The following is a 12701-nucleotide window of genomic DNA, read 5'->3' as shown; positions in this document are numbered from 1 at the left end:
AAAATCAAAGAAACAGATAGATTAGAAGCTTTAAAAACAGAACTAACAAAATTAGGAGCTGAAATTTCAGTAACTAATGATTCTTTGCATTTGAAACCTAACGATTTATTTAAAAGTGGGAATTCCCATCCTTTGGAGGGGTGCCCGAAGGGCGGGGTGGCTACCTATCAAGATCATAGAATGGCTATGGCTTTTGCACCATTAGCATTAAAAGTTCCTGTAATTATTAATAATGCTGAGGTGGTTTCTAAGTCGTATCCTGATTTTTGGAACGATTTAGCACTTGTTGGAATAATTGGTTCAGAAGTCAACTAACGTTTTATAATCTGAATTTGATCTAAAATAGTTTGCGATTTATCAGGAGAAACCGGAATTTGGATTTTGTTTTCCAATTCAAGACTTCCACCATCTGATTTATTGAAAGCTGTTACAAAGTTGAAGTTTACAATATACGATTTATGAATGCGTAAAAATCGGGAATCTGAACATAAAATATCTTCAAAATTCTTTAAGTTTCTACTTACTAATTGTTTACTGCTATCGTTACAAAACACCTCTGAATAAGCGCCTTCTCCTTTAATGTACATTATTTTATTCGTATCTAAAAACAATAAAGTATTTCCAGATGGAACCGCAATTTTGGTTAAGGTTTCTTGTTGTAAGTTTTCTTTAAAAGCTCTAAAATTTTCAAAACGTTGTTTTTGTTTGGCAACGCGTTGAATGGCTTCAGCTAATTCTTCTGGAATTATAGGTTTTAATAAATAATCAACAGCAGAAAATTTAAATGCTTTCAAAGCATATTCATTATAAGCTGTTGTGAAAATGATTGAAAAATTAACTTCGTTTTCATCAAAAAAGTCTAATAATTCTAAACCACTATGTCCTGGCATTTCGATGTCTAATAAAACGATATCGGGTTGGTGTTTTCTGATTGCTTTTATGCCTTCTGGTAAGTTTTCGCATTCAGCAATAACAGTAACTTCTGGACAATATTCTTGTAGAATGTAGGTGAGTGAAATTCGTGCTCTTTTTTCGTCGTCTATAATAATGGCTTTCATTTTAGTATGTAATTGGAATTTCAATAATAACTTTTGTTCCTGATGACTGACCGTTTTTATTTAATTTATCTTCAAAATTAATGGCAATATTTTGCTGTTTGTATTGATTGAGTAATTCAATACGATTTTGCATAGCTTCAGTTGCAAATGATAAATGATCTTTATTTTTGATGGCTTTTAACTCGGCACTTTTTTGTCTACCAATTCCGTTGTCATCGATTATGATTTTTAAAGAATCAAAAATGCGTTCAAAATCGATGGTTAGTTTTTTTTCTCCTTTTTTATGTAATAAACCATGTTTTACTGCATTTTCTACATAAGGTTGCAAAAGCATCGATGGAATTTTGATGTTTTCAATATCAATGCCATAACCAATGTTAATTTCATAACTAAAATCTTCATCAAAGCGCGCTTTTTCAATATCTAAGTACAAGCCTAAAGTTTTAATTTCTTCTGAAAGCGTTATGTTTTCCTTTTCACTCATTTCTAAAATAGTTCTGGTAAGTGTGGAAAATTTAGACAAATAAGAAACAGCTTGTTTTTTATCGTTAGTCAAAATAAAGGATTGAATAGTATTCAAAGCATTGTAAAAGAAATGTGGATTCATTTGCGATTTAATTGCTTTTAGTTTCGATTGGTTTAAATTCTTTTCTAAATTGACTTTGTCTAATAAAAGTTGGTTTTTCTTCTCAATTTTTTGAATTTGATATTTGTAGAAAGTATAAGCCAGCGCAATGATAATTAATCCCAAGTAAATTAAGAAAAAAGTGTTCAGCCAAAATGGTTTGTTAATTTTGAAGTTGATTTGCTCAACTGCAGTTTCGTAATTAGCATCAATTTTTAGGTATAATTTGTAATCTCCTGGCGAAACAGATGATAAAATTAGATTTCTGTTGTTAATGTCTAATCGGTTCCAATTGCCATCATTTATTTTGTACAAGACGCTATTTTTTTCATTTGGATTAAAAGAAAGCACAGAAAAATTAACGGTAATGTTGTTTTGATTGTATTCTAAATTACTTAAGTTGTTTTCGTTTTGAAGAATATTATTAACTTTTATTTCGTTGATAATAAGTTCTGGTTTTGCAAATTCCTTATTCTTGAATTTATTCTTAACGATAATTCCTTTTGAAGTAGCAAAATAAATTTCATTTTTAATTACTGCAACATCTGTAACTTCTAAATCACTTGTTAAAGGTAGAATTTTTCGGTACTTGTTGTTGATTAAATTGTATTCAATTATACCGTTATTAGTAAAAAGAAAAATAGAATTCTCTTGAATTTTAAACTTGGTAAAACGCTCTTTTAAATGTTCTTCAAAAATAGAAACCTTGGTTACAATGTTATTTGCATCAATTTTGTATAATTCTTCGCTAGTAGATAATGCATAAACTACATTTTTGTAGGATTGTAAATTAGTAATGTAAAGTGATTTGTTTTGAAATTTTAATTCGTTAACATCATTTAAATTAACAAATTTCAATCCCATGTTGGTAGCATAGTAAATGCAATTATTTTCAGAATTAAATGCTGTTGATTTGCCGTTTAATCTTAGTACAGAACTTTCGTTAAATCCGTTTGGAGTATTATAATATTTTTTAAAAATAGCATCCCATTTACTTTTGTTGTTTCCAACTCTAAATAAACCACAAATTCCACTAGCAGCTACAGAATAGTAAGTTTCGTCAACTTTTTTTATATCTTTTACTGCTGTTGACCATTCTTTTGTAATTGTGTTTTTTTGGTCTAAGATTTTAAATTTTGATGAGGTAAAGTAGATGTTTTGGTTTTTTTCGTTGCCAATAATTTGGTTTATTGGATGGTTGCTTTTGTTTTTATAAACTGTTTTTACTGATAAATTATCTAATTGAAGACCATATATCAAATCGTTTTCTGTTCCTATTAAAAGTTGATTATTATAGGGTGAAAAAATAGTAGGCTTTGGATCTAACGGAATGAAATTGTTTTTAAAATCTTGAATAAAAAGCAATCCATTATTTACCGTAGAAATCCAATAGTTTTGTTGTTTATCTTTAAAAATGTATGATACATTATATTCAGAGAAGTAAGTAGTGGCTTTTTCATTTTCATATTTTATAATTCCGTTTGGAGTACATAACCAAGGAGTGTCATCTATGTAGGCTAAGTTTTGAATAAAATCAAATGAACTACTGAAATTTTTCTTAATTAATTCATTGTTTTTAAAGAGGTAATAATAATTAGAGTATTTTGAAACAATGAATAATTCGTCTTTTATTACTTGAACGATAGGAACTTCTAATGTTTTTTTAAAATCATCAGTAAGTGGTGTTTTTTTTATTTTTTTTGGATAATCAATTTCGTAGATATATTCTCCAATAAGGTGAAATTTTGAACCAGCTGTAAATGTAGAACGAATGTTTTTGTCTGCAATAGGATAGAAATAAATAGGTCGTAATTTTTTTAAATCATAAACCATTACCCCTTTAGGTTGCATTAAATACAATTTGTCTTTAATGATGCTGTATTTAATATAGCCAACAGATTCTTTTTGAGGTAAGTTTTTTAACTCGCCATTTTCTACATAATATAAGTAGCCATCAAAGTTATTGTACCAAATTCTTCCAAAGCTATCTTCGTTTATACAAGAACCCGATTTTGAAGTTTGAATGTCTGAAGTAAAAGTTTTGAAAACACTTCCATCATAACGACAAAGCCCTTTTCCAGTTGCAAACCACATAAAACCTTTACTGTCTTGAAAAATGTCGTAAACACTATTAGATGGCAAGCCGTTTGTTCTATCTAAAGTATAGTAATAAGGGTTTTGCCCAAATAGTATTTGAGTAAAAAGATAAAGTAATATGATTTGAAGCAGTTTCAAATAAACGGATTTGTTAACAAATATAAACAATTATTAAAGTGTTTAGAATACCTCAGTTTGTGAAACCTGCTTTTTAATTAACGAAATCTGTTTCTGTTCTTTTTTCGTTAACTGAAAATAGGATTTGGTAAACTCGTTAAAAATTAAAGACTTGATAAAAATAATTTTACATCAAAATTCTAAATCGATATTTATGAAAACAAAATTATTCTCTTTTTTAGTACTACTATTTTGTAGTTTGTTGAATGCGCAAGTTACTTCGGGACTTATACAGCATTTTAAATTTGACAATTCCTATACAAATGAAGCTGGGAATGTTACTTTTAATACTACATTATTTGGTTTTGATAGGATAGGCAATGCTAATTCAGCAATTCGAATTCAAACAGCTTTACCTACACAAGCAATAATTCCTGGATTACCTTATGGTAACTCTCCAAGATCAATTGCTTTTTGGTGTAAAATGAATTCTGAACCAGATGTAAACTATGGTCAAGTATTTTCATACGGAACAGGTACGTCCTCAAACGCATGTGGTGGAAGTGTAACAAGAACATATCTTAATTTTATCTCATATTCGAATAATCTAGATATTACTTTAGGAGGTGGAGATGTTAAAAATGTTATTGGTTCTTGGCATCATTTTGTTTTTACTTATGATGGTACAACTGCAAAAATATACAGAAATGGTCAATTACTTGGTTCAGGACCCAAAACATGGAATACAATTAATAATTCAGATATTTTTAAATTAGGTATAGGAGTTGGAGGAGAACAAACATTTGATGGGTTTATTGATGATTTAAAAATTTACGATAGGGCTATTACAGAAGCTGAAACAGTTTTATTAGGAGGAGACCCAACGGTTAGCTATACGTTTAATAATACTACGTTAAATACAATTGGATCGAGTCCATTCAATAATGTAGGTATTTCTTTTGTTAACGATCGTAATGGAAATTCAAATAGTGCTATGCGTGTTAGCGGAACACAAACATATGCTAATGTTTGGAGTAGTTTACTTCCAACTGGAACGAAAAGAAGAACCATTAGTTTTTGGTATAAAACTACATCTAATAGCGGTTATCCAGGTGTTTTTTCTTATGGTGCAAACGTAAATTCACAAACTTTTGGAATATATTTAAATCCTAACGGTGGGGCTGTTTTTCAAGGATATGCAAATGATTATGATACCGGAGGCAGTGTTGCGGTAAATACTTGGCATCATGTTGCAGTTTGTTATAATGAAGGTTCTGTATTGAGGGTTTACAGAGATGGTGTTCAAGTAGGGATTACTACTATTAACTTAAACACTGCTTTTTCTTCTTTTAAATTAGGTAATGCAACTGTACCTATGGAATTTGATGATTTAAAAATATATGATTACGAGTTAACCGCAACTCAGATTTCAAACTTATACAATTATAACACCCTGTCATCATCATACTTTTCTCAAAACAATTTAGAGGTGTCTTTATATCCAAACCCAGTTCGTGATATTCTAAATATTGAAATCGAAAACGATATTCAATCCATAGAAATTTACAATATTCAAGGGCAAAGAGTACTTTCATCTAATCAAAACCAAATCAATGTTTCAGATTTAGCTTCTGGAATGTATTTAGTAAGAATTCAAGACATCGATAACAATATCGCAACTAAAAAAATCGCAATTAAATAGTTAGTTTTTTGGTTTTAAAATTTAGGCGTTGTCAAGTAAAACAAGGGTTTTGTAAAATAAACCTCATTTTACTTGACAACGCCTATTTCATAATCGTATATTTGCCAACTGAATTTTAGTGTTTTATGAATAGAACGCTTAAACACTTTAATTTTTAAACACTTAAACATTTTTTAATGAAATTATCTCATTTCAATTTCAATTTACCAGAAGAATTATTAGCTGAATTTCCAGCTGAAAATCGCGATGAATCTCGCTTAATGGTTGTTAACAGAAAAACAAATACTATTGAGCACAAATTATTCAAAGACGTTATTGATTATTTTGATGATGGCGATGTAATGGTGTTAAATAATACAAAAGTTTTTCCAGCACGTTTATACGGAAACAAAGAAAAAACGGGAGCTCGTATCGAAGTTTTCTTATTAAGAGAATTAAATGCAGAACAACGTTTGTGGGATGTTTTAGTAGATCCAGCACGTAAAATTCGTATTGGAAATAAATTGTATTTTGGTGATGACGATTCGTTAGTAGCTGAAGTAATTGATAATACCACTTCTCGTGGAAGAACATTACGTTTCTTATACGATGGTTCTTACGAAGAATTCAGAGAAAAATTAGTAGAACTTGGTGAAACTCCAATACCTAAATACATCAATCGTGAAGTAACTCCAGAAGATGCTGAGCGTTACCAAACCATTTATGCAAAAGAAGAAGGTGCTGTAGCAGCTCCAACTGCTGGTCTACACTTTTCTAAACATCTATTAAAGCGTTTAGAAATCAAAGGAGTTGATTTTGCCGAAGTAACATTACACGTTGGTTTAGGAACTTTTAATCCAGTTGAGGTAGAAGATTTATCAAAACACAAAATGGATTCTGAAGAAATGATAATTACGCAAGAAGCTTGCGATATTGTTAATAATGCAAAAGCTAAAAAGAAAAAGATTTGTTGTGTAGGAACAACATCTATGAGAGCAATGGAAAGTTCTGTTTCTTCTCAAAGAACGTTAAATCCTTACACAGGTTGGACAAATAAATTTATTTATCCTCCATACGATTTTAGTATCGCAGATTGTATGATTACTAATTTCCATACACCAAAATCAACTTTATTAATGATGATTTCTGCTTTTTGCGGTCACGATTTAATGAAGAAAGCTTACGAAGAAGCTATCAAAGAGAAATATCGTTTCTACTCTTATGGAGATGCGATGTTAATTATATAATTTTTAAAAATCTCAATCGAAAGGTTGAGATTTTTTATTTTAACAGGTTTCGCTTTTTGCTGCTTTGAAACTTTTACCTAATTTTACCCTTCAAACAAAACTACCTAATGACTTTTCAAAACACACGCGAATTCGCACAAAGTTTAGATGCTCAAGACGAATTGAGAAAATACAGAGATGAATTTCATTTTCCACACGTAAACGGAAAACAAGTAATTTATTTTACTGGAAATTCTCTCGGACTTCAACCAAAAAGAACAAAAACCTATGTTGATGAGGTAATGAACGATTGGGCAAATTTAGCAGTTGAAGGTCATTTTTATTCCGATAAACCTTGGTGGGATTATCAAGAACGTTTTGCATCTCCTTTAAGTGAAATTGTTGGAGCAAAACCTACGGAAGTTGGAGTTATGAATACTTTAACTGTGAATCTTCATTTGTTAATGGTGTCTTTTTATAATCCAACACCACAGAAATACAAAATTATTTGTGAGGAAAAAGCGTTTCCAAGCGACCAATACATGTTTCAAAGTCAAGTAAAATTTCATGGTTTTGACCCAAAAGATGCAATTGTTGAAATCAAAAGAAGAGAAGGAGAAGCAAATATTCGTTTAGAAGATGTTTTAGCCAAAATTGATGAGGTTGGAAATGAATTAGCTCTAGTTTTAATTGGAGGAGTAAATTATTATACGGGTCAAGTGTTTGATATGAAAACCATCACGGCAGCCGGGCAAAAACACGGAGCTTATGTGGGGTGGGATTTAGCACACGCCGCAGGAAATATCAAATTAAATTTACACGATTGGAATGTTGACTTCGCTGCTTGGTGTAGTTATAAATATATGAATTCTGGACCTGGAAATGCTTCGGGATTTTTTGTTCATGAAAAGCATCATAACGATAAAGAATTAAAACGTTTTGCGGGTTGGTACGGGCACAACAAAGAACGTCGTTTTAAAATGGAACCTGATTTCGATCCTGTTCATGGAGCAGATGGTTGGCAAATTAGTAATCTACCTATTCTGTCTTTAGCACCTTATTTAGCTTCGGTAGAAATGTTTGCTGAAGTTGGGATGGATAAACTAATCACAAAGCGAAATTTAATAACTTCTTATTTAGAATTTATTCTTCACGAAATCGACAAAGAATTAGAAGGAGCTGATTTTGAAATCTTAACTCCATCAAATCAAGAAGAACGAGGTTGTCAATTATCAGTTTACCTTCACGGACAAGGAAGAGAATTGTTTGAACGATTAATGAAAAATGGTGTAATCACTGATTGGAGAGAGCCAAACGTGATTCGTTTAGCTCCAGCACCATTCTATTGTTCATTCGAAGATATGTATGAATTTGGTCAAATATTGAAAGAATTAATTTCAAATAAATAATTAAAAGCCGGACATCTTGTTCGGCTTTTTTGTTAAATAAACTATCTTTGTACGGTATAACTGAATTACATGAAATCATGACTAAAGAACAAATTTTAGAAAACTTTGATCCATCCCAACCTGGGTTGGCAGATGCTACTATTTTTGGTTTGCCTTTTTCGGCAGAGCAAAGTGAAATTATTGTAATTCCAGTGCCTTGGGAAGTTACGGTGAGTTATGGTTCTGGAGCTTCTAAAGGTCCAGATGCGGTTTTAGACGCTTCTTTTCAAGTAGATTTGAATCATCAAGAATTTCCAGAATTATGGAAATTAGGAATTTATATAGACAAGCCCGCTAAAGAGTTAAAAAAGAAATCTAAAAAGTTCAAGAAGCAAGCGGCTCCAATCATTAAAGCTTTAGAAAGCGGAATGATTTTAGACCATCATCCTTCATTAATGAAAGATTTAGAAGAAATCAATTATGCATGTTCTGATATGGTGGAAGCCGTTCGCGAGCAAACGCTAAATTGGATGAACAAAGGTAAAAAAGTAGTGCTTTTAGGTGGAGATCACTCAACACCGCTAGGATATTACCAAGCTTTAGCAACTAAATATGACAACTTCGGAATCTTACATTTAGATGCGCATATGGATTTACGTATTGCTTATGAAGGATTTACCTATTCGCACGCTTCTATCATGTACAATACGTTACAAATTCCTCAAGTTTCAAAAATTGTACAAGTAGGAATTCGCGATTTTTGTGAGCAAGAAGTAGAAGTCGCTTTAAAAGACAGGGTTTTAGTTCATACCGATAGCGATTTAAAACAAGAAGCATTCGAAGGTAAAACTTGGCAACAACAATGCGATCAAATTATCGCTTCGTTACCAGAAAAAGTATGTATTTCTTTCGATATAGACGGAATGTATCCTTGGTATTGTCCAAACACAGGAACTCCAGTTCCAGGCGGATTTTCATTTGAACAAGCCGCTTATTTGTTCAGTCGTTTAGCTGAAACTAATAAAGAAATCATTGGATTTGATTTAGTAGAAGTAGCGCCAGGCGATGACGATTGGGATGGAAATGTAGGAGCAAGAATGTTATTTCACATGTGTGGTGCTTTTGCAAAATCTCAGAAAATGAATGTTGGAAATAAAATCAAGTTTAACAAATAATTTATATCTTGCATTAAATCAGACGAAAGTCTTAAATAATTCGCCCCTTAATTTATTTAAAGACAAAAATATGAGTCATTTTGTAATTGAACAATGGAGAGAATATCCAATAGAAGTTCCTGGTAAGGTTAGATATGCTGTTTCTAATTATGGTAGACTTAAAAGTTTTACCGATAAAATTGAAAACGGGAAAATTCTAAAAGGTGCTCCAACTGAAGGTTTTCTATTTTTACGTTATGTTAGATCCGTTAACGGAAAAAAAAGCTACTACTCTCATGCCATTCATAAAATGGTAGCGGAGCTTTTTATTCCAAGAGTAAGTGAAGACCAAGAATATGTTTTACATCTTGATTATGATAAAATGAATAATCAGTTGTACAATTTAAAATGGGCAACTTACAATGAGATGCGCGCTCACGGTCATAAAAGTCCAGCTGTAAAAGAAGCTTTTAAGAAGTTTCAAGAAAATAATATTAAGAGAGATGGTAAAAAGCTAACTTCTACACAAGTCATTCGAATTAAATTAAAAATGAAACGACAAGGTGAAAAGTTCAGCGTTAGAAAAACCGCAAAAGAATTTAATGTTTCCGAAATGCAAATTTACCGCATTAAATGGGGTCAAAATTGGGGACATATACAAGTATAAACCGAAGCAATGCTTCGGTTTTTTTATAAGCTTTCCATATTCTCTAAAAACGTAATCGCTTTTTCTTTCGTAGCGGCTAATTCTTCTGGTTTCATTTTTCTTAGTAGTGCTAACATCATACTCATTCTTTGATTATTGGCAAAATGGTGTTTTTTCTCATCTAAAAAATGCCAATACAAACTGTTAAACGGACAGGCTTTTTCGCCCAATTTCTCCTTTACGTTGTAATGACAACTGCCACAATAATTACTCATTTTATTAATGTAACTTCCTGAAGAAACATAAGGTTTGGTCGCCACAATCCCTCCATCCGCATATTGACTCATACCACGTGTGTTTGGCATTTCAACCCATTCAATCGCATCGATATAAACCCCTAAATACCAAGCGTCCACTTCGTCAGGATGCAATTGTGCTAACAAAGAAAAATTACCAATGACCATCAATCTCTGAATGTGATGCGCATACGCTTCCGATAAACTTTGGGAAATGGAATGTTGTATGCATTTCATCTTTGTTTTTCCGGTCCAAAAGAATTCAGGTAGTGGATTGTAGTTTTCTAAGGTGTTCATTTGGGAATAATTTGGCATTTCTTTCCAATAAATTCCTCTAACATATTCGCGCCAGCCAATAATTTGTCTCACAAAACCCTCTACTTGCGCCAATTCAATCGTTTCTTGATTTTGGTAATAATACGAAATCACGGCATCAACCACTTCTTTCGGGCTAATCATTTTGGAATTCATTGCAGAAGACAAACGAGAATGAAACAGAAATTTATGTTCCGAAAACAATGAATCTTGATACGTTCCAAAATGTTCCAACAAATGTTCACAGAAATAGCTAATCAATTGTAAGCTTTCGTCTCTGGAAGTCGGCCAATTGAAATTTTCCACATCAATATTTCCAAAAGTCGTGATGTTTTGACTTTCAATTTCGGCAACAAGTTCCTTCACATTTTTATGAAATTCCAAAGGAAACGGAATCGGAACTTCGTTTTTATATTGATTGCGGTTGTTGTGGTCAAAATTCCATTTTCCATCTAACGGCTGGTCTCCAACCATTAAAACATCATGTTTTTTTCGCATCATGCGATAGAAACTTTCCATCAAAAGTTGTTTTTTTCCTTTGAAAAAATCAGTCAATTCACTTCTAGAAGTATAAAAATGTTCCGAATCTACAGCTTTTGTAGGAATGGAAAGTTTTTCGCAGATAGATTTCAATTGTTCATCTAAACGATATTCATCTGGAAGTTGGTATTCAAATTGCTCGATTTTATTCTTTTCAACCAAATCCAAAATCAATTGTTCCAAATTCTGTGGATTATTGGCATCCGAAATTTTATAATAAACAACTTGATGACCTTGTTTTGTCAATTCGTCCGATAAATTTCGCATCGAAAGAAAAAACGCGGCTACTTTTTGAATGTGATGTTTCACATAATCCGTTTCCTGACGCATTTCAGCCATTATATAAGTCACATCTGGATTTACTTCATTAAACCAAGAATGTTTTGAATTGAGTTGGTCGCCCAAAAGTAATCGAAGTGTTTTCATCTAAAATAATTCAGGAATTAACCACATTTTCTGAAATTTTCCATCGCCATCGTACATTTCCGCTTGGCGTTTGATGTTGAATTTTCTATCTCTTGGATCGTTGCCTACGCCAGCATTGTACATCCAATTGCCATAATTGCTGTGTACATTGTAATCAATCAACATACTTTCGAAATAGGCAGCGCCAATGCGCCAATCTTGTTCCCATTCTTTTGCCCAATAACTCGCCACATTTTGACGGCCGCGATTGCTCATCCAACCTGTTTTTTGTAATTCAATCATGTTGGCATTCACGAAATGTTCAGGTGTGCTGCCGTTCGTCCATTGATTGAAAGCTTTAGTATTTTGGTTCCAATGGTATTCTTTTTGCAAAATACCGTTCAATTGGAAAATTTTGTTTCCGTGTTTAAGTGAAATGTATTTGAAATAATCGCGCCAAATTAACTCGAAAATCAACCAATAGGTATCTTCGTTTTTGACAACTTTTTTCTCAAATTGTTGCACTTCCCAGTAAATCATTCGTGCCGAAATACTACCATTTGCCAACCATGCAGAAAGTTTTGAACTATAATCTTTTCCAATCAAACCATTACGTGTTTTTTTGTAAACCGCTAGTTTTTTGGTGTCCCAAAAGTAGTCTTTGATTCTTTTTTTAGCATGATTTTCGCCACCTTTAAAAGGAAAAGCCGTTTTATTCGGTTGCTTGAACTCCGAAGCTTCGGAGTCAAATCCTAAATCTTCTAACGTAGGAATTGTAGTTTTTTCTTCAATTAGATTAGAAATCGGTTTTGCGGATATGGCAACGGTTGGTCGCACTCGAATTTTCTTTTCCAATTGCTTTCTAAACTCGGTAAAAACTTCTGGAATTTTCTCCCAATCTTCATAAGGAACATCATCAGGATGAAATAAGAATTGGTCGTAATACGTTTTCCAATTCACCGCTGGAATTAGATTTCGTACTTCATTTTCTACATCCACTTCTTCTTGCGTCCATTCGTTTTGACTATAAATCGTGTCAATTTGATATTTTGCAGCTACTTCTGGAATTAATTGTTCGGGATAACCGTAATAAACTAATAAGGAGATATTCTTTTCTGCTAAATTTTGTTGTAATTCTACTAAAGTTTCTAAA

At 32.2% G+C, this 12701-nt stretch carries 9 protein-coding genes and 1 pseudogene; 6 read left to right on the top strand and 4 right to left on the bottom strand.

What is annotated here, in order from left to right; translation table 11 throughout:
• A pseudogene (locus tag L6Q46_RS08305) lies at window positions 1–315 on the top strand (3-phosphoshikimate 1-carboxyvinyltransferase); the annotation flags it as partial.
• Here L6Q46_RS08305 and L6Q46_RS08300 read toward each other — a convergent pair.
• Together L6Q46_RS08300 and L6Q46_RS08295 are read right to left on the bottom strand one after the other, a co-directional pair.
• Window positions 312–1058, bottom strand: a complete 747-nt coding sequence (locus tag L6Q46_RS08300; protein ID WP_291283913.1) for a LytTR family DNA-binding domain-containing protein — start codon at window positions 1056–1058, stop codon at window positions 312–314. The pseudogene L6Q46_RS08305 and the gene L6Q46_RS08300 overlap by 4 nt on opposite strands.
• A gap of 1 nt (window position 1059) precedes the next feature.
• Window positions 1060–3918, bottom strand: a complete 2859-nt coding sequence (locus L6Q46_RS08295; protein ID WP_291283912.1) for a histidine kinase — start codon at window positions 3916–3918, stop codon at window positions 1060–1062.
• A 193-nt stretch (window positions 3919–4111) separates the two neighbouring features.
• Between L6Q46_RS08295 and L6Q46_RS08290 the strand changes: the two genes are divergently transcribed.
• The 5 genes from L6Q46_RS08290 to L6Q46_RS08270 all read left to right on the top strand — a co-directional run bounded on the left by L6Q46_RS08290 (window position 4112) and on the right by L6Q46_RS08270 (window position 10013).
• Complete coding sequence (locus tag L6Q46_RS08290; RefSeq protein WP_291283911.1) at window positions 4112–5599, top strand: LamG-like jellyroll fold domain-containing protein; 1488 nt, start codon at window positions 4112–4114, stop codon at window positions 5597–5599.
• Between the two features lie 176 nt (window positions 5600–5775).
• A complete protein-coding gene (queA, locus tag L6Q46_RS08285) occupies window positions 5776–6825 on the top strand; it encodes a tRNA preQ1(34) S-adenosylmethionine ribosyltransferase-isomerase QueA (RefSeq protein WP_111567311.1) in 1050 nt (349 codons plus the stop codon).
• Window positions 6826–6932: 107 nt separating this feature from the next.
• Window positions 6933–8213, top strand: coding sequence for a kynureninase (gene kynU, locus L6Q46_RS08280; RefSeq protein ID WP_291283910.1), 1281 nt, complete (start codon window positions 6933–6935; stop codon window positions 8211–8213).
• A gap of 77 nt (window positions 8214–8290) precedes the next feature.
• Window positions 8291–9367, top strand: a complete 1077-nt coding sequence (locus tag L6Q46_RS08275) for an agmatinase family protein (RefSeq protein WP_291283909.1) — start codon at window positions 8291–8293, stop codon at window positions 9365–9367.
• A 70-nt stretch (window positions 9368–9437) separates the two neighbouring features.
• The gene (locus L6Q46_RS08270) at window positions 9438–10013 is read left to right on the top strand and encodes an NUMOD4 domain-containing protein (RefSeq protein WP_026725890.1); all 576 of its coding nucleotides are present in this window, start codon (window positions 9438–9440) and stop codon (window positions 10011–10013) included.
• Window positions 10014–10036: 23 nt separating this feature from the next.
• On the opposite strand, the gene L6Q46_RS08265 is transcribed toward L6Q46_RS08270, so the two are convergent.
• Both L6Q46_RS08265 and L6Q46_RS08260 read right to left on the bottom strand, forming a co-directional pair.
• Window positions 10037–11569, bottom strand: a complete 1533-nt coding sequence (locus L6Q46_RS08265) for a cryptochrome/photolyase family protein (RefSeq protein WP_291283908.1) — start codon at window positions 11567–11569, stop codon at window positions 10037–10039.
• Window positions 11570–12701: DASH family cryptochrome (locus tag L6Q46_RS08260; protein WP_291283907.1), on the bottom strand; the 1132-nt coding region annotated here is incomplete at its 5' end. It lies immediately after the preceding gene.

This window comes from Flavobacterium sp. (assembly GCF_023151265.1).
Taxonomy (GTDB): domain Bacteria; phylum Bacteroidota; class Bacteroidia; order Flavobacteriales; family Flavobacteriaceae; genus Flavobacterium.
Note: the sequence above shows the minus strand (reverse complement) of the source record. Positions and strands in the feature narration are given on the sequence as shown.